16 protein-coding genes are annotated in these 16364 nt (G+C 70.4%); 7 read left to right on the top strand and 9 right to left on the bottom strand.

The genetic code is table 11. The features are described 5' to 3' along the window. Position 1: 1 nt before the first annotated feature. The 5 genes from ACE3T5_RS04465 to ACE3T5_RS04445 all read right to left on the bottom strand — a co-directional run bounded on the left by ACE3T5_RS04465 (position 2) and on the right by ACE3T5_RS04445 (position 5519). Positions 2–1099, bottom strand: coding sequence for a DegT/DnrJ/EryC1/StrS family aminotransferase (locus ACE3T5_RS04465; protein ID WP_374664888.1), 1098 nt, complete (start codon positions 1097–1099; stop codon positions 2–4). 16 nt (positions 1100–1115) lie between these two features. Further along, entirely contained in the window at positions 1116–1667 is a 552-nt protein-coding gene (gene rfbC / locus ACE3T5_RS04460) for a dTDP-4-dehydrorhamnose 3,5-epimerase (protein WP_374664886.1), read from the bottom strand. Between the two features lie 7 nt (positions 1668–1674). After that, a complete protein-coding gene (gene rfbA, locus ACE3T5_RS04455; RefSeq protein ID WP_374664884.1) occupies positions 1675–2547 on the bottom strand; it encodes a glucose-1-phosphate thymidylyltransferase RfbA in 873 nt (290 codons plus the stop codon). Then, positions 2544–3467 (bottom strand): dTDP-4-dehydrorhamnose reductase, encoded by a 924-nt coding sequence (gene rfbD, locus ACE3T5_RS04450; protein ID WP_374664881.1) that lies wholly within the window; start codon positions 3465–3467, stop codon positions 2544–2546. The genes rfbA and rfbD overlap by 4 nt, the downstream gene beginning before the upstream one ends. A gap of 66 nt (positions 3468–3533) precedes the next feature. Continuing rightward, positions 3534–5519 (bottom strand): SDR family oxidoreductase, encoded by a 1986-nt coding sequence (locus tag ACE3T5_RS04445; protein WP_374664879.1) that lies wholly within the window; start codon positions 5517–5519, stop codon positions 3534–3536. 214 nt (positions 5520–5733) lie between these two features. Between ACE3T5_RS04445 and ACE3T5_RS04440 the strand changes: the two genes are divergently transcribed. The 4 genes from ACE3T5_RS04440 to ACE3T5_RS04425 all read left to right on the top strand — a co-directional run bounded on the left by ACE3T5_RS04440 (position 5734) and on the right by ACE3T5_RS04425 (position 9091). Next, positions 5734–6252 (top strand): phasin family protein, encoded by a 519-nt coding sequence (locus ACE3T5_RS04440; protein ID WP_374664877.1) that lies wholly within the window; start codon positions 5734–5736, stop codon positions 6250–6252. A gap of 106 nt (positions 6253–6358) precedes the next feature. Beyond that, positions 6359–7600: a patatin-like phospholipase family protein gene (locus tag ACE3T5_RS04435; protein WP_374664875.1), complete on the top strand. Its 1242-nt coding sequence runs from the start codon at positions 6359–6361 to the stop codon at positions 7598–7600. A gap of 31 nt (positions 7601–7631) precedes the next feature. Then, positions 7632–8300, top strand: a complete 669-nt coding sequence (locus ACE3T5_RS04430; RefSeq protein WP_374664873.1) for a TetR/AcrR family transcriptional regulator — start codon at positions 7632–7634, stop codon at positions 8298–8300. Between the two features lie 17 nt (positions 8301–8317). Next, positions 8318–9091 carry a hypothetical protein gene (locus tag ACE3T5_RS04425; RefSeq protein WP_374664871.1) on the top strand — a complete coding sequence of 258 codons (774 nt, stop codon included), beginning with the start codon at positions 8318–8320 and terminating at the stop codon, positions 9089–9091. A gap of 9 nt (positions 9092–9100) precedes the next feature. Here the strand turns inward: ACE3T5_RS04425 and ACE3T5_RS04420 are convergent, their stop codons facing one another. After that, positions 9101–10594, bottom strand: coding sequence for a wax ester/triacylglycerol synthase family O-acyltransferase (locus ACE3T5_RS04420; protein ID WP_374664869.1), 1494 nt, complete (start codon positions 10592–10594; stop codon positions 9101–9103). Positions 10595–10729: 135 nt separating this feature from the next. Between ACE3T5_RS04420 and ACE3T5_RS04415 the strand changes: the two genes are divergently transcribed. Continuing rightward, complete coding sequence (locus ACE3T5_RS04415; RefSeq protein ID WP_374664867.1) at positions 10730–10984, top strand: acyl-CoA-binding protein; 255 nt, start codon at positions 10730–10732, stop codon at positions 10982–10984. Positions 10985–11004: 20 nt separating this feature from the next. Here the strand turns inward: ACE3T5_RS04415 and ACE3T5_RS04410 are convergent, their stop codons facing one another. The 3 genes from ACE3T5_RS04410 to ACE3T5_RS04400 are packed head-to-tail and all read right to left on the bottom strand — an operon-like array spanning position 11005 to position 14580. Next, positions 11005–11430: a polyhydroxyalkanoic acid system family protein gene (locus tag ACE3T5_RS04410; protein ID WP_374664865.1), complete on the bottom strand. Its 426-nt coding sequence runs from the start codon at positions 11428–11430 to the stop codon at positions 11005–11007. Beyond that, positions 11423–12499, bottom strand: coding sequence for an aminopeptidase (locus ACE3T5_RS04405; protein WP_374664863.1), 1077 nt, complete (start codon positions 12497–12499; stop codon positions 11423–11425). The genes ACE3T5_RS04410 and ACE3T5_RS04405 overlap by 8 nt, the downstream gene beginning before the upstream one ends. Before the next feature lie 20 nt (positions 12500–12519). Continuing rightward, complete coding sequence (locus ACE3T5_RS04400; RefSeq protein WP_374664861.1) at positions 12520–14580, bottom strand: molybdopterin-dependent oxidoreductase; 2061 nt, start codon at positions 14578–14580, stop codon at positions 12520–12522. A 71-nt stretch (positions 14581–14651) separates the two neighbouring features. On the opposite strand from ACE3T5_RS04400, the gene ACE3T5_RS04395 reads away from it, so the two are divergent. Beyond that, positions 14652–15791, top strand: coding sequence for an ABC transporter substrate-binding protein (locus ACE3T5_RS04395; protein ID WP_374664859.1), 1140 nt, complete (start codon positions 14652–14654; stop codon positions 15789–15791). Between the two features lie 48 nt (positions 15792–15839). Further along, positions 15840–16364 (top strand): ABC transporter substrate-binding protein (locus ACE3T5_RS04390; protein WP_374664857.1); only part of this gene is annotated, 525 nt, incomplete at its 3' end.

Below are 16364 nucleotides of genomic sequence, written 5' to 3'. Positions count from 1 at the left end.
CTCAGCCCCGCGCGGCGAAGAACCCGCGCACGGCGGCGATGACCTGGTCGACCTCGTCCGGCCGCAGGCCCGGGTAACAGGGCAGCGAGAGCACGCTGGCACAGGCGGCCTCGGTCACCGGCAGCATCGGCGCCTCGCCGGCCGCGTGGAGAGCGGCCTGGCGGTGGTCGGGCACCGGATAGTGCACCTCCGAGGCGACGCCGGCGGCCAGCAGGTGAGCGCGCAGCGCGTCACGCGCCGCGAGCCGCACCACGTAGAGGTGCATGGCGTGGTCGTCGCCGACCGCGGGCAGGCGCAGCGGCAGGCCCTCGAAGGCCGCGTTGTAGCGGCGCGCAATGGCCCGGCGCTCCGCATTCTGGCGATCCAGGTGGGGCAGCTTGTCGCGCAGCACGGCCGCCTGCAGTTCGTCCAGCCGGCTGTTGCGGCCGCCGTCGTGCACCACGTGGTACTTGGCCTCCCAGCCGTACTGGCGCAAGGCCCGTACCGCCGCGGCGATGTCGTCGCGCGGCGTCACCACCGCGCCGCCATCGCCCAGGGCACCGAGGTTCTTGGTCGGGTAGAAGCTGAAGCACGCGACGTCGCCGAAGGCACCGGCGCGGCGCCCGTCGCGCTGCGCGCCGTGGGCCTGCGCGCAGTCTTCCACCAGCGGCACGCCAGCGGCCCGGCACATCGGGACGATGGCCGCCATGTCCGCGAGCTGGCCGTACAGGTGGGTGACGATCACTGCAGCAGGCCGGCGGCGGGCGAGCGCCTCGCGCAGACCAGCGGGGTCGAGGGTGAGGGTTGTCGCGTCGACATCGGCGTAGCCAGGAACCGCGCCCAGGGCGCGCGCGGCGGTGCTGCCATAGAAGCCCGCGTTGGCCGCGCACAGCACCTCGTCGCCCGGCCGCACGCCCACCGCACGCAGAGCCAGCTCCAGCGCTTCGGTGCCGTTGGCCACGCCCAGGGCATGGGGCACGCCGCACCAGGCGGCGAACTCGGCTTCGAAGCCGCGCACCTCCTCGCCGAGCACGAACCACTGGCGCGCCAGCACGCGCAGCAGCGGCGCGCGCAGGTCCAGTCCCTCGTGGACAGCCGCGGCGGAGTACAGGGGGATCAAGGGGACTCCGCCGGCTTCAGCGGTCGAAGACCTCGGCCTCGGCCAGCGGCAGGCCCTGGCGGTCCTTGGCCGACAGCACCGGCGCCATGCCGATGTCAGGCCACCGGATGCCCACCGCGGGGTCGTCCCAGCGCACGCAGCGCTCGTGCTGGGGCGCGTAGTAGTCGGTGGTCTTGTACTGCACCTCGGCCGTGTCGCTCAGCACCAGGAAGCCGTGGCCGAAGCCCGGCGGCACCCACAGCTGGCGGAAGTTCTCGCCCGACAGCTCCACGCCCACCCAGCGGCCGAAGCGCGGGGAGGCACGCCGCAGGTCGACGGCCACGTCGAAGATGCGGCCGGCGCTGCAGCGCACCAGCTTGCCCTGCGGCTGCAGCAGCTGGTAGTGCAGGCCGCGCAGCACGCCGCGCGCACTGCGGCTGTGGTTGTCCTGCACGAACTCGTCGTGCAGGCCGGCGACCTCCGCCAGGGTGCGGCGGTTGTAGCTCTCGACGAAGAAGCCGCGCTCGTCCTGGAACACCCGCGGCTCCAGCAGCAGGACCTCGGGCAGGTCGGTGGGCGTGGCCTTCATGGGCGGCTCATTTCAGCAGGCGCAGCAGGTACTGGCCGTAGCCGGTCTTGCCCATGGGCTCGGCCAGGCGGTGCAGCTGCTCGGTGTCGATGAAGCCGTAGCGCCACGCGATCTCTTCCGGGCAGCCGATCTTCAGGCCCTGCCGGTGCTCCAGCGTGGCGATGAACTGGCTGGCCTCCAGCAGGCTGTCGTGCGTGCCGGTGTCCAGCCAGGCGTAGCCACGCTGCATGATCTGCACGCTGAGCCGCCCCTGGCGCAGGTACACCTCGTTGACCGAGGTGATCTCCAGCTCGCCGCGCGGGCTGGGCTTGACGCTGCGGGCGATCTCGACCACCTGGCTGTCGTAGAAGTACAGCCCGGTCACCGCGAAATTGCTCTGCGGACGGGCCGGCTTTTCCTCGATGCTGACCGCCTTGCCGGCCTTGTCGAAGGCCACCACGCCATAGCGCTCGGGGTCGGCGACGTGGTAGGCGAACACGGTCGCCCCCTGGGCCTGCTGGTCGGCGCTTTCCAGCAGGTGCACGAAATCGTGGCCGTAGAAGATGTTGTCCCCCAGGACCAGGGCGCTGGGGTGGTCCCCCACGAAATCGGCGCCGATCAGGAAGGCCTGGGCCAGGCCGTCCGGGCTGGCCTGCACGGCGTAGGAGAGGTTCATGCCCCACTGCGCGCCGTCGCCCAGCAGCTGCTGGAAGCGCGGCGTGTCCTGCGGGGTGCTGATCACCAGCACGTCGCGCACGCCCGCCAGCATCAGCGTGCTGAGCGGGTAGTAGATCATCGGCTTGTCGTACACCGGCAGCAGCTGCTTGCTGATGGCCAGGGTCGCCGGATGCAGCCGGGTGCCGGAACCCCCGGCCAGGATGATGCCTTTGCGCGTCGTCATGCCATCGTTGCGGGGCCGGCCGCGGGGGGCCACCCGATCTCCGTGAGCACGCGGTCGACACCGGCCTGCCAGGGGGGCAGGGCCAGGCCGAACGCCTGTTGCAGCTTGTGGTTGTCCAAGCGGGAATTATGCGGGCGCCGGGCCGCCGTCCTGTACGCACTGCTGGGTACGGGGTCGACGGCCGTGGCGCGGACGGCCGCGCCGGCGCTTCGCCGGGCCGCCTCGATCACGTGGCAGGCGTAGGCGTGCCAGTTCGTCACGCCCCCGGGCACCAGGTGGTAGGTGCCGCCCGGCGCACGGCCGGCGGCGGCCTCGCGCGCAGCCAGCGCGGTCACGTCGGCGATCAGCTCGGCGCCGGTGGGCGCCCCGAACTGGTCGTCCACCACGGTCAGGCGCTCCCGCTCGGCGGCCAGGCGCAGCATGGTGCGCAGGAAATTGCCGCCGCGCGCGGCGTAGACCCAGCTGGTCCGGAAGATCAGGTGCGGGCCGCCGGCGGCACGGATGGCCGCCTCGCCCTCGGCCTTGGTGCGGCCGTAGACGCTGGCCGGCGCGACCGGGTCGTCTTCCCGCCAGGCGGCTTCGCCCGAGCCGTCGAAGACGTAGTCGGTCGAGTAATGGACCAGCCAGGCGCCCAGGCGGGCCGCCTCCTGGGCCAGCACGCCCGGCGCCTCGGCGTTGCGCCGGCGCGCCAGGTCCGGCTCGGATTCGGCACGGTCCACCGCGGTGTGGGCCGCCGCATTCACCACCAGATGCGGCCGCAGCTCGCGGACGGTACGGGCGAGGCCGGACAGGTCGTCCAGGTCGCCGCACAGGCCCTCGGCCCCATGACGATCCAGCGCCACCAGCTCGCCCAGCGGTGCCAGGCTTCGCTGGAGCTCCCAGCCGACCTGGCCGTTCTTGCCCAACAACAGGATCTTCATGACTGGCGCGATTGTCGCACCGGGGCCGACCGGCCCCGGCGACGGCAGCGACCGCCTGGACGACCCCTAGAAATGGATGCCGCGCATCATCTGCTGCATCGCGATGGCTTCGGGCGACAGCTGCGGCTTCGCGCCCTTGTCGCCCTTGGCGGCGGACGAATCCGGGAACATGCGGAAGCTGGTGTTCATCACGATCTGGGCCACGCGAGGCACAAGGGCATGCATCAGCTGGCCGGTGATGCCCAGGCGGGTGGCGATGCGCACCGGCTTGAAGATGCAGGCCTGGGCGATCATGTCGGCCGCCTCTTCCGGCGACAGCGTGGGCACGTTGTTGTAGATCTTGGTGGGCGCGATCATCGGCGTGCGCACCAGCGGCATGTTGATGGTGGTGAAGGTGATGCCCTGGTCCTGGAACTCGCTGGAGGCGCAGCGCGTCCACGCGTCCAGCGCCGCCTTGGAGGCCACGTAGGCCGAGAAGCGCGGCGCGTTGGTCAGCACGCCGATGGAGCTGATGTTCACCACGTGGCCCTTGCGCTTTTCCACCATGCCCGGCAGCAGCCCCATGGTCACGCGCAGGCAGCCGAAGTAGTTGAGCTGCATCGTGCGCTCGAAGTCGTGGAAGCGGTCGTAGCTCGACTCGATGGCGCGGCGGATGGAGCGGCCGGCGTTGTTGATCAGGAAGTCCACGCCGCCGTGGTTCTCGATCAGCACCTTCACGAAGCGGTCGCAGTCGGCCATGTCGGCGATGTCGGCCTGGTAGGCGACGAAGGCGTAGCCCTTGGCCTTGGCCTCCTTGCAGGCCTCGTCGAGCTTGTCCTGGTCGCGGCCGCAGATGATGGTGATGGCGCCGGCTTCGGCGAACTTGTGCGCCGCCGCCAGGCCGATGCCGGAGGAGCCGCCGGTGACCAGCACCACCTTGCCGCCGACCGTGCCACGCAGCGAGCGGTCGATGTGGAGATCGGGGTCGAGGTGGCGCTCCCAGTAGTCCCACAGGCGCCAGGCGTAGTCCTTCAGGTTCGGGCACTCGATGCCGGAGCCCTTGAGCAGGGCCTGGGCGTCGCGGCTGTCGAAGCGGGTCGGGTAGTTGACGAAGGTGAGGATGTCCTCGGGCAGGCCCAGGTCCTTCATGACCGCGGCGCGCACGCGGCGCACCGGCGCCACGGCCATCAGGCCCTTCTTCACGCTCTTGGGAATGAAGCCCAGCAGCGCCGCGTTGATGAACAGGTTCATGCGCGGGGCATGCGCGGCGCGGCTGAAGATGTCCAGCACGTCGCCCACGCGGTAGCCCACCGGGTCCACCAGGTGGAAGGCCTTCTTCTCGATGCCGGCCTTGTGGCTGATGTGGTCCAGCGCGTCGACCACGTAGTCGACCGGCACGATGTTGATGCGGCCGCCTTCCAGGCCCACCGCCGGCATCCACGGCGGCAGCACCTGGCGCATGCGCTGGATCAGCTTGAAGAAGTAGTAGGGGCCGTCGATCTTGTCCATCTCGCCGGTCTGGCTGTCGCCCACCACCATGGCGGGGCGGTACACCGTCCACGGCACCTTGCACTCCTTGCGCACGATCTTCTCGCTCTCGTGCTTGGTCATGAAGTACGGGTGGTCGATGTTCTCGGCCTCCTCGAACATGTCCTCGCGGAACACGCCCTCGTACAGGCCGGCCGCGGCGATGGACGACACGTGGTGGAAGTGCCCGGCGTCGATGGCCTTGGCGAGTTCCACCGTGTTGCGCGTGCCCTCGATGTTCACCTGGATCTGGCTCTCCTCGTCGGCGCCCAGGTCGTACACGGCGGCCAGGTGGTAGAAGTGGTCGACTTGGCCCTTGAGCTTCTTCACGTCCTCGGCGGACACGCCGAGCTTGCGCGCGGTGAGGTCGCCATACACCGGGATCGCCTTGGCGGCAGACGCGCCCCAGTACTCGCGCAGCGCGGCGACCTTGCCCTCGCTTTCCTTGCGGATCAGGAAGTGGACGACGGCGCCCTTGCGCTCAAGCAGTTTCCTGACCAGGCGCTTGCCGATGAAACCGGTCGCGCCGGTGACGAAGTAGTGCATGAATTTGCCTCCGGAGGGTTCTGGGTCTTGCGCGGGGATTCTTTCCCAAAGCGTGGGCGCGATCATTCCGCACAAACCCGCGCGCGGTCTGGAGGCCGCAGCTTAGCCTTTTAGGAGCGGCCGTCTAAACGCGGGCGGCGCTCGCCCTTACATTCGACTGGCGTAGGCCGCAGGTGTGGCCCAGGATCAACCCCCCTACAAGAGAGTGAATGCCATGGTGAAGAAGTTGCAGAAGGGCGCCGACAAGGGCGCCGAGCGCAAGCAGGTCCCCCCGCTGTCCGGCACCGTCAAGGACTCCGCCCAGCAGATCTGGCTGGCCGGCCTGGGCGCCTTCTCGAAGGCGCAGGAAGAAGGCGGCAAGGTGTTCGAGGCCCTGGTCAAGGAAGGCATGGCCATCCAGCGCAAGACCCAGTCCGTGGCCGAGGAGAAGCTGAGCGAGGCCACCACCCGCATGGCCTCCATGGCGACCGACCTGTCCTCCAAGGCCTCCGGCCAGTGGGACAAGCTGGAAAGCATCTTCGAGGAGCGCGTCTCCCGCGCGCTGAACAAGCTGGGCGTGCCCTCCGCCAAGGATGTCGATGCGCTGATCGCCCGCATCGACGAGCTCAATCGCAACGTGGCCCGGCTGAGCGCGCGCCAGGCCGCCGCCGGCAAGGAGCCCTCCGCCAAGGCCGCGGTCAAGGCGCCCCGCAAGCGGGCCCCGGCCCGCAAGGCGCCCGCGGCCGCCGAGTGACCCTCGTCGTCACGCCATAGCAAGGGGCGCTTCGGCGCCCCTTTTTGCTGTCCGCTTGCTGCAACGCAGCATCCCGGCCGTCTCCGGCCCCCTACACTGATCGACCATGAAGGATTCCAAGACCGGCAAGTCGCGCATCGCCCTGGCCCTGGCCGGCGGCGGCCCGCTCGGCGCCATCCACGAGATCGGGGCGCTGTGCGCCCTGGAAGAAGCACTCGGCGGGCTCGACTTCGCGGCGCTGGACCATTACGTCGGCGTCTCCGCCGGTGGCTTCATCGCCGCCGGCCTGGCCAATGGCATGCGGCCGCGCGAGCTGTGCGCCGCCTTCATCGAGAACGAGGGCGCCAGTGAAGTGTTCGACCCGGCGTGGCTGATGGTGCCCGCCTACGGCGAGTACGCGCGCCGCGCCATCATGGCGCCCGGCCTGCTGGCCCGCGCGGCCTGGCGCTTCTCGGCCGGCCGCAAGTCCCTGCTGCAGGCCATCGAGGGCCTGGGGCCGCTGCTGCCCACCGGCGTGTTCTCCAGCGAGGAGGTGCACGTGCGGCTGGAGCGCCTGTTCAGCCAGCCAGGCCGCAGCAATGACTTCCGGCAGCTGCGCACCCATCTGACCCTGGTCGCCACGAACCTGGACAGCGGCGAATCCGCGCCCTTTGGCCAGCCCGGCTGGGACCACGTGCCGATCTCGCGCGCGGTGCAGGCCACGGCCGCCCTGCCCGGCCTGTTCCCGCCGGTGGAGATCGACGAGCACTGCTACGTGGACGGCGCCCTGAAGAAGACGATGCACGCCTCGGTGGCGCTGGAAGACGGTGCCGATCTGCTGCTGTGCCTGAACCCGCTCGTGCCGTTCAACGCCCTGGAGCCGCGCGCCGGCACCATGCAGCGCGGCCTGCCGGCGGAGCAGCGCGCCATCCCGCGCATCGCCGACGGCGGCCTGCCCGCCGTACTGAGCCAGACCTTCCGCTCGATGATCCACTCGCGTATGGAGCTGGGCATGAAGCAGTACGAGCGCACCTACCCGCAGGCCGACATCCTGCTGTTCGAGCCCGATCCGCGCGACCCGCAGCTCTACCTGGCCAACACCTTCAGCTACCGCCAGCGGCGTGAGCTGGCCGAGCATGCCTACCAGGAGACGCGTCGCCTGCTGCGCTCGCGCCGGTCCACGCTGGCACCCACGCTGGCGCGGCACGGCATCACGCTCGACGAAGCGGTGCTCGACGACCCGCGGCGTCACCTGGTGGCGCCCGCGCCGGAGCGCGGCCGGTTCGGCCAGGCACTGGCGACGCTGCACGAGGTGGCTGACGACCTGGGCCACGCCCTGCGCCAGGCCGAACCGGCCCGGGCCCACTGAGACCACGGCACGACGAGACAGCGAGACCCCCATGGCGAAGAAGGCGCCCCGACGCACGGCCGAACGGATCCTGGAGGTCACGCTCGACCTCTTCAACCGCTTCGGTGAGCCCAACGTCTCCACCACGCTGATCTCGGCCGAGCTGAACATCAGCCCCGGCAACCTCTACTACCACTACCCCGCCAAGGACGAACTGATCAACTCGCTCTTCGACCGCTACGAGCGGTCGCTGGGCGAGCTGCTCAATGCCAGCGACGGCGTGCGCGATGTGGAGGACGCCTGGTTCTTCATGCACACGCTGTTCGAGCTGATCTGGCAATACCGCTTCCTCTACCGCGACCTGAACGACCTGCTGTCGAAGAACCGGCGCCTGGAGACGCACTTCCAGTGGGTGCTGAAGAACAAGACCCGCGCCGTGCGCGCGATGCTGGACGGCATGGCGCGCGCGGGCGCCGTGCGCATGGATTCACGCGAGGCCGAGCCCACGGCCACCAGCATGGTGGTGGTGCTGACCTACTGGCTCAGCTACGAGTACGTGCGGGATCCGCGTCGCGCACTGGAACCCGAGAGCGCGCAGGCTGCCCTGCTGCGCGGCGCCCACCATGTGCTGAACCTGCTGGTGCCCTACCTGGAACCCGCGCAGCGCAACCACCTGCTGCAACTGGTCGGCGCCTACGCGGGCAACGACCAGGGCGGCTGAAGACGGGGAGACGACGCATGGCCAAGTGGACGCCCTTTCCGCAGCCCGGCCTGTTTGCCTTCGACGCGGCGACGCTGCGACGGCAATGGCCCCGGCTGCATGCCGGTGACGCCGAGCCGCTGCCGGCAGACGAGGCGGTGCTGCAGGCCTGGGCCCTCTATCATGCCGGCGAGTTCCAGCGCGCCACCGAGGCGGGGCTCGCGGCCGGCGGCGCAGGCATCACGGCGGCCAACCGCGCCGCCTGCATGCACGCGACCTATCTGGAGAAGAAGGAGAAGGCGCGGCTCGACCTGTTCCTGGAGGTGGTGCAGCGGGCCGAGGCGCAGGCCACCGCCGACCCGCGCAACGCCAATGCCTGGTACCTGCAGGCCTACGCGCTCGGCCGCTACAGCCAGGGCATCAGCGTGGCCAAGGCGCTGGCGCAGGGCCTGGGCAGCCGCGTGCGCGACGCGCTGGAGCGGGTGATCGCGCTGCAGCCGCGGCATGCGGATGCGCACATCGCCCTGGGTACCTTCCACGCCGAGGTGATCGACAAGGTCGGCGCGCTCATCGGCGGCATGACCTATGGCGCCCGCAAGGAAGTGGGCCTGCGCATGTTCCAGGAGGCGCTGCGCATCCATCCGGGCTCGGCCATCGGCATGGTCGAATACGCCCGCGGCCTGCTCATGCTGGAAGGCGAGCCGGCCCAGAAGGACGCCGCGCGCCTGTACGAGCAGGCCGTCGCCTGCAAGCCGCAGGACGCGGCGGAGTGGCTCGACGTGGAACTGGCGCGGGCGGAACTGGCTGACTGAGGCGCGGTTTCATTCTCCCCACGGCAGCATCAACGTCACCAGCGAGAGCTTCGCGAACTCGGGCTCGAACTCGTCGATGATGGCCTGGGGCTCGGGGCACAGCTGCGTGTCGGTGATCACGCCGAACTGCACGCCGCCACCGTAGCTGAGGATCGAGACGCCCAGGCCAATATCGCCCGACTGCGGCACCCAGAACATGCTCTGCTCCAGCGTGGCGCCCAGGAACTTGAGCTTCTCGCGCGGGCCGGGCACGTTGGTCATCACGGCCGTGGTCTTGCGGCCGAAGAGGTTGAGCATGGCGTCCTGCGCGGGCTTGATCAGCAGGCCGGCCACCGCCAGCAGGCCGAAGGCCAGCAGCGGCTGCGTGCTGCCCTTGAGCGCATTCATGCGGCGCCGCACCTCGTACACCCGCTCGATCGGGTTGTCGATGCCCACCGGTAGCACCAGCGGCACCAGCCCGAAGCGGTTGCCCAGCTTGTACGCCTTCTCGATCGGCCGCAGGTTCACCGGGATCATGGCGCGGATCTCCACGCCGGCCGTGCTGTCGCCCTGCAGGCGCAGGTACTCGCCGATGGCGCCGGCCACGCAGCTCAGGAGCACGTCGTTCACCGAGCAGTTGAGCGCCTTGCCCACGGCCTTGACCTCGTCCAGCGGCAGCGGCTCGCACCAGGCCACCTTCTTGGCCCGGCCCGGCTTGCCCTTCAGGCGCGTGGGCGAGTCGTCTGGCATCAGCGCCAGGGCGGCGGCATCGCTGACCACCTGGTAGGCCATGCGCGCCAGGTCCACCGAGCCGGCCAGGCCCTGCTGCGGATCGCGCAGCATGTGCAGCGACTTGGCGGCGCCGTCACCGGCGGCATCCAGCGCCTTGACGGTGATGTCGGTGAGCGGGCGGATCAGCGCATCGGCGATCCAGTCCTCGGCGCCCGCAGGGGCGCCGCGCCGCTTGCGCTCCGGCGGGGGGGCGCCGCCGTCGACCAGCGACAACATCACCGCGATCAGCGCGATGCCATCAGCGATGCAGTGGTGGATGCGCACGATGAGCGCGCTGCCGCCGTCATACGACTCCACCAGGTGCATGTGCCAGAGCGGCCGGGCGCGGTCGAGCGGGGTCATCGCCAGTTCGCCCACGCGCTTCTGCAAGGCCAGCTGGCCCTCGCCCGCCTTGTGGCGGGGCAGCTTCTCGCGCGTGACGTGGTCGCGCACGTCCACCGGGTGCTCCACCCAGGTGGCACCGGCGGCATCTTCCTCCACCCGCTGGCGGAAGCGGTGATAGGGCAGCAGGCGATCCGTCAGGCGCTGGCACAGGTCTTCGTAGCGCACGCCCGGGCGCAGCACCCACACGCCGACGATCATCATCAGGTTGCTGTCGGAGTCCATGCGCAGCCAGGCCGTGTCGACCTTGGTCATGCGCTCGCCGGCCAGCCCCAGCACGCCGGTGGCGGCGCGTTGGGCGTTGCGGCGCACGGTGCCGGCGGCGCGGCGTGCATCGATGCGGGTCACCATGTGGGCAGCTCCATGTCGCTTGCTTTGTTGTCGGTTCTGTTTATGGAATGGCACCCCTATTCTGGGCCGACACGCGCGCTTAAGATAGCGCGAAGTTTCCCGCACCCTCTCACCGTTCCCTCAGGAGCCCGCCGCATGGCCGATCTCAAAGCCGCCTTCGAAGCCGCCGTTGCCAACTCCAAGAAGCTCTCCGAGCGCCCCGACAACGCCACGCTGCTGAAGATCTACGGCCTCTACAAGCAGGCCACGGCCGGCGACAACACCGAGAAGAAGCCCGGCTTCGGCGACATGGTGGGCCGCGCGAAGTGGGATGCCTGGAACAGCCTGAAGGGCACCTCGGCCGATGACGCCATGCAGCAGTACATCGACCTGATCCAGTCGCTCAGCTGAGCCCGCCTGCGGCGGCGGGCTCAACGGCCCTTCGCCGAGGTCTTGCGCGCCGCCGGCTTGGCGGCCGTCCTTGACGCCTTGGCCGTCTTCGCGGACTTCGGGTCGTGGCCCGCCTCGTGCGCGGCCAGCCCCTGCTCGAAGGCCGACAGCGGCTCCTCCTCGGACAGGAGGGCGTCGAGGTTGCTCACGATCTCCCGCTCGATGCGGTCCTTGAACACGCCCAGCAGCAGGCCCAGCCGGGCATTCAGCTCGAAATGGTCCTTGGCCACGTTGAGCTCGCCGCTCGCGCCGGGCCGCTGGAAGCGCACCACGTCGGACGTGCGGCCTTCCTCGTAGATGCACTCCATGTCCAGCTTCTGCTCGGCCACCTCGGCCCAGCGGAATGCCAGCTTGCGGGCCTGGGCCAGGCCCAGGTGGTGCTTGCGCATGATGTGGATGTCAGCCACCGGGGGACTCCTTCAATCGCCTGTGCCTTTCCTCGCGCGGCAGGCGGGCCAGCGCGCGCACCGCATCATAGAACCGCGGCCAGTCACGCCCGACGGATTCGAAGATCGCCTCGAACCCGGGCACCAGCCCGTCGTAGGCGGCCTGCGTCGCGAAGAACGCATTGTTGGCGCGCGCCACCCAGGCATCGTAGCCGCGCCAGCGCGACGCGTCGCCGGTCCAGCCCGCGCGCAGGCGCGCATAGTCGTCGCGGAACGCCGCCAGGATGCGCTGCTTGCCGGCCTCGCGCGCGGCGGCATCGCCAGCGGACGCCGCATAGTGCGCCGCGAGCTGCTCGCGCGTGCGACGCGCCAGCTCCCTGAACTGGCGGCGCCGGCCATCGAAGTCCGCATAGGCCGCGCGCGCCTCGGACGATGCCTCCCGCTGCAGCCAGATCGCGCCGCCGAGACGCTCCACCGCGGTGGCGAAGGACTCGTTGAACATGGTGTCGCCCTGCACATAGACGACCTGGTGCGCCAGTTCGTGGAACAGCAGGCGCGCCAGCTCGCCCTCGGGGTAGCCGATGAAGGTGCTGAGCAGCGGGTCACCGCCGGCCCAGTTGAGCCAGCCGAGCGTGGAGTAGGCCGGCACCGGATAGACCTGCACCTCGAAGCCCTGCGCGGCCACGGCAGCGGCCTCGGCTTGCGCCGCCGCCTCGTCGTAGTACCCGCGGTAGCCCACGCAGCCGGTGACGGGGAAGCACCAGGTCTTGAGTTCGATGGCATGCGGCGGCGCGGCCACCACGTTCCAGACGGCGGCGGCCCGCCCCAGGTCCGCGTAGCGGCGGTAGCTGGCGTTGTCGGGCAGGTGCAGCTCGCGCACCGCGAACTCGCGCATGCGCTGGGCCAGCCGCAGACGCTCACGCAGCGCGGGACGGGTCTGCTGGTCGTCCACCACCTCCTGCACGGGGCGCGCCGCGTTCATGAGGCGCAGGTGGCCGGAGGCCGAATCGACGTAGTAGCCGATGTTCGCGCAGCCGGTCAGGCACACCGCGGCCACGCCAGCCAGCACCAGGGACGCCAAGCCCGCCATGACCAGGAGCGGCCCGCGCTTCACGCCGGCCGCACGTCCACCAGGCAGTCGTAGAACACCGGCGCCCGGCCGAGATCGGTCAGGCGCTGGCTGGTGACCTCGTTCACGTTGGTGCCGGCCAGGCCGTGCTTGCGCCACCAGATGCCCAGGCCATTGACGACACCCGGGCGGGCGCGGTCACTCACGCGGGCGCGGCAGCGGTACTCGCCGCGATCGTTGAACACGCGCACGATGGCGCCATCGGCGATGCCGCGCGGTTGCGCGTCCTCGGCGTGGATCTCCAGCAGCGGCTCGCCCTCGGCATCGCGCAGGCTGTGCACGTTGACGAAAGTGGAGTTGAGGAAGTTGCGTGCCGGCGGCGAGATCATGGCCAGCGGATGGCGGGGATCGCTGCCCAGCGGCTCGTGATTGGGCAGGTGATCCGGCAGGCCGTCCAGGCCCTGCCGGGCCAGGCGCTCGCTGAAGAACTCGCAGCGGCCCGAAGGCGTCGGGAAGCCCCCCTCGGCAAACGGCGCCTCCGGCAAGGCGACGCTGGCAAAGCCTTGCTCCATCAGCAGGTTGAAATCGACGCGCTCGCCAAAGGCCTGCCGGCACAGCGCCTCGTCATCCTCCGCGAAGCAGGGGTCGTCGAAACCCATGCGCGCGGCCAGCTGCCGGAAGATCCACGTGTTGGGGCGTGCCTCGCCCAGCGGGGCGATGGCGGGGCGATTCAGCAGCACGTCGGTGTGGCCGTAGGCGCGGTGGATGTCCCAGTGCTCCAGCTGCGTGGTGGCCGGCAGCACGTAGTCGGCGTGGTCGGCCGTGTCGGTGAGGAAATGCTCCAGCACCACGGTGAACAGGTCCTCGCGGGCGAAGCCGCGCACCACGCGCGCCGACTCCGGCGCCACCGCGACGGGGTTGCTGTTGTAGACCACCAGGGCCTCGAGGGCGGGACCGAACGCGGGTGAGGCCGGCGCGAGCAGGGCGTCGCCGATGGTGCTCATGTTGATGGTGCGCGGCTGGCGGCCGGCCAGCAGGTCGGGCCGCTGCAGCGTGGCCTGGTTCACCGGGAACCAGCCACTGGAGGACAGCAGCAGCCCGCCGGCCCGGTGGCGCCAGGCGCCGGTGAGCGCCGGCAGGCAGGCGATGGCGCGCACCGCGTTGCCGCCGCCGCGCACGCGCTGCACGCCGTAGTTCAGGCGAATCGCCGCCGGCTTCGTGGTGCCCCAGTCACGCGCCAGCCGCCGGATCTGTTCGGCCGGCACGCCGCACACCGCGGCGGCGCGCTCGGGCGCCCACTGCAGGGCGCGCGCACGCAGTGCCTCCCAGCCGAGCGTGTGGCGCTCGATGTAGTCGGCATCGAGCCAGTCGTGGACCACCAGCTCGTGCATCAGGGCGAGCGCCAGCGCAGCATCGGTGCCAGGCAGCAGTTGCACGTGCTCGTGGCACTTCTCGGCCGTCTCGGTGCGCCGCGGGTCGATGCACACCAGGCGCGCGCCGTTGCGCTTGGCCTCCTGCGCGAGCCGCCAGAAGTGCAGGTTGCTGCCGATCGAGTTGCTGCCCCAGATCAGGATCAGCCGCGACTCGGCGAAGTACTCCACCCGCATGCCCACCTTGCCGCCCAGCGTGTGCACCAGGCCCTCGCCGCCGGCCGAGGCGCAGATGGTGCGATCCAGCAGCGAGGCACCCAGGCGATGGAAGAAGCGGGCGGCGATCGACTCGCCCTGCACCAGGCCCATGGTGCCGGCATAGCTGTAGGGCACGATGGCCTGTGGGTCGCGCGCCGCGATGGCTTGCAGCCGGCTGACGATGTCGTCCAGCGCCTCGTCCCAGCTCACGGGCTCAAAGCGGCCCGATCCCTTGGGGCCCGCGCGGCGCAGCGGCCGCAGGACACGATCGGGGTGGTAGGTGCGCTCGGGATAGCGTGAAACCTTGGCACACAGCACGCCGCCCGTCGGCCCATGGGCGGGATTCCCCTGAACCTTGAGCGCCACGCCGTCCTGTACTGTAGTCAGAAGTGCGCAGGTGTCCGGGCAGTCGTGGGGGCACGCACCGCGCACCGTGTGCTGCGTCATGTCCGGCCTGGCAGGAAGTTCAGCCATGTTTGAGCAGGAAGATCGATGAAAACAGTCGTTGCCCGCCGGTCTGCCGGCGGGGTGCCAAAGGAGACAGCATGAGAACCATCCAGTTCCTCACCCGGCTCGTGATGGTAGCCGCCCTCGCCGCCAGCGGCACGGCTGCGCATGCGCAGGCGGTCGAGGGGGTCAGCCGCACCAGCATCGTCGTCGGCCAGTCGGTGGCGCTCACCGGGCCCGGTTCGTCGCTGGGCAGCGCCTTCCACAAGGGCGCCAAGCTCTACTTCGACCGCGTCAACGCCGGCGGCGGCGTGGGCGGCCGCAAGATCGAGCTGGTCACGCTGGACGATCGCGGCAACCCCCAGACCACGGCCGCCAACACCAAGCAGCTGCTGGACCAGGGCGTGTTCGCCCTGTTCGGCTACTACGGCTCGCCGCAGGTCACCGCGGCCTACCCGCTGATCAAGGACACCGAGATCATGCTGTTCGCGCCCATGGCCGCGGCCGATGAGTTCCGCGGGGCGCTCTACACCAACGTCTATTCGCTGCGACCCGGCTACGCCGAGGAAGCCGCGGCGATCACCCGCCATGCCGAGACACTGGGCGCGCGCAAGCTGGGCATCCTGCACGAGTCCGACGGCGAGTCGATGGCAGCCCTCGACTCCGCGACGCGCACCATGCCCAGCATGGGGGCCAACGTGGTGGTCAACGCGCCGCTCAGGAGCGGCAGCATCGCCAACAGCGTGGACAAGGCCATTGCGGCGAAGCCGGAGTCGATCCTCGTGATCGGCAGCGCCAGCACGGCCGCCAGCGCCGTGCGCGACCTGCGTGCCAAGGGCTTCCGCGGCCCGATCTACGGCTTCTCCAATACCGGCGAAAGCCTGCTGGCCGAGGAACTCGGCCCGGCCGGCGCCGGCGTGGTGGTGGTGCGGGTGGTGCCCAAGAGCGACAGCGCCAAGGTGCCGGTGGTGCGCGACCTAATCGCCGACGCCCAGGCCGGCCAGGCGGGCAAGCCCAACGTGTACATGCTGGAGGGCTACATCGCCGCGCGCGTGTTCACCGAAGCCTTGCGCCGCATTCCCAAGGGCGACCCCACCCGCGCGAAGTTCCGCGCCGCCATCCAGGCCCTGGACGACGTCAGCGTGGGCGGCTTCCGCGTGCACTTCGCCGAGGAGCGGGTGGCCTCCAAGATGGTGGAGCTGAGCCTGATCGACTCACAGGGCCGCGTGCGCGAGTAGGCCGCGCGTCGTCAGCCTGCCGAAGGTGGCGCCGCCGACAATGGCGGCATGCTCACCCGTCGTGCCTTTGCCGGCGCCGCGGCGGGCGCTGCGGCCTCCCTCGCCGCGCCCGCCCTGCGCGCCCAGTCCGAGCGCATCCTGCTCGCCCAATCCGCCCCCTTCAGCGGCCCCGCCGCGCAGCTCGGCATCCAGTTCCACCAGGGCGCCCGGCTCTACTTCGAGCAGGTGAACGCCCAGGGCGGCGTGCAGCGCCGGCCGATCGAGCTGGTGCGGCTCGACGACGGCTACGAGCCGGATCGCTGCGCCGAGAACACCCGCAAGCTGCTGGCGGACGACCCGCTGGCGCTGTTCGCCTACGTCGGCACGCCCACCAGCCTGGCGGCGCTGCCGCTGGCGACCGCCGCGAAGACCCCCTTCTTCGCCCCGTTCACCGGCGCCATGGGCCTGCGCCAGCCCTTCAACCGCTACGCCTTCCACCTGCGCGCCTCGTACAACGACGAGACGGCGCTGATCGTGAAGCAGACCACCAGCCTGGGCCTGAAGAAGATCGCCGTCTTCCACCAGAACGACGCC

Source organism: Ramlibacter sp., assembly GCF_041916345.1.
In the GTDB taxonomy this organism is placed as follows: domain Bacteria; phylum Pseudomonadota; class Gammaproteobacteria; order Burkholderiales; family Burkholderiaceae_C; genus Ramlibacter.
This window is presented reverse-complemented; position numbering and strand designations above follow the sequence as displayed.

Excerpts from the sequence above, each read along its gene's own strand:
- rfbC (WP_374664886.1), bottom strand. The coding sequence starts at position 1,667 with ATGAAGGCCACGCCCACCGACCTGCCCGAGGTCCTGCTGCTGGAGCCG.
- rfbA (WP_374664884.1), bottom strand. The coding sequence starts at position 2,547 with ATGACGACGCGCAAAGGCATCATCCTGGCCGGGGGTTCCGGCACCCGG.
- rfbD (WP_374664881.1), bottom strand. The coding sequence starts at position 3,467 with ATGAAGATCCTGTTGTTGGGCAAGAACGGCCAGGTCGGCTGGGAGCTC.
- ACE3T5_RS04445 (WP_374664879.1), bottom strand. The coding sequence starts at position 5,519 with ATGCACTACTTCGTCACCGGCGCGACCGGTTTCATCGGCAAGCGCCTG.
- ACE3T5_RS04440 (WP_374664877.1), top strand. The coding sequence starts at position 5,734 with ATGGTGAAGAAGTTGCAGAAGGGCGCCGACAAGGGCGCCGAGCGCAAG.
- ACE3T5_RS04435 (WP_374664875.1), top strand. The coding sequence starts at position 6,359 with ATGAAGGATTCCAAGACCGGCAAGTCGCGCATCGCCCTGGCCCTGGCC.
- ACE3T5_RS04430 (WP_374664873.1), top strand. The coding sequence starts at position 7,632 with ATGGCGAAGAAGGCGCCCCGACGCACGGCCGAACGGATCCTGGAGGTC.
- ACE3T5_RS04425 (WP_374664871.1), top strand. The coding sequence starts at position 8,318 with ATGGCCAAGTGGACGCCCTTTCCGCAGCCCGGCCTGTTTGCCTTCGAC.
- ACE3T5_RS04420 (WP_374664869.1), bottom strand. The coding sequence starts at position 10,594 with ATGGTGACCCGCATCGATGCACGCCGCGCCGCCGGCACCGTGCGCCGC.
- ACE3T5_RS04415 (WP_374664867.1), top strand. The coding sequence starts at position 10,730 with ATGGCCGATCTCAAAGCCGCCTTCGAAGCCGCCGTTGCCAACTCCAAG.
- ACE3T5_RS04405 (WP_374664863.1), bottom strand. The coding sequence starts at position 12,499 with ATGGCGGGCTTGGCGTCCCTGGTGCTGGCTGGCGTGGCCGCGGTGTGC.
- ACE3T5_RS04400 (WP_374664861.1), bottom strand. The coding sequence starts at position 14,580 with ATGGCTGAACTTCCTGCCAGGCCGGACATGACGCAGCACACGGTGCGC.
- ACE3T5_RS04395 (WP_374664859.1), top strand. The coding sequence starts at position 14,652 with ATGAGAACCATCCAGTTCCTCACCCGGCTCGTGATGGTAGCCGCCCTC.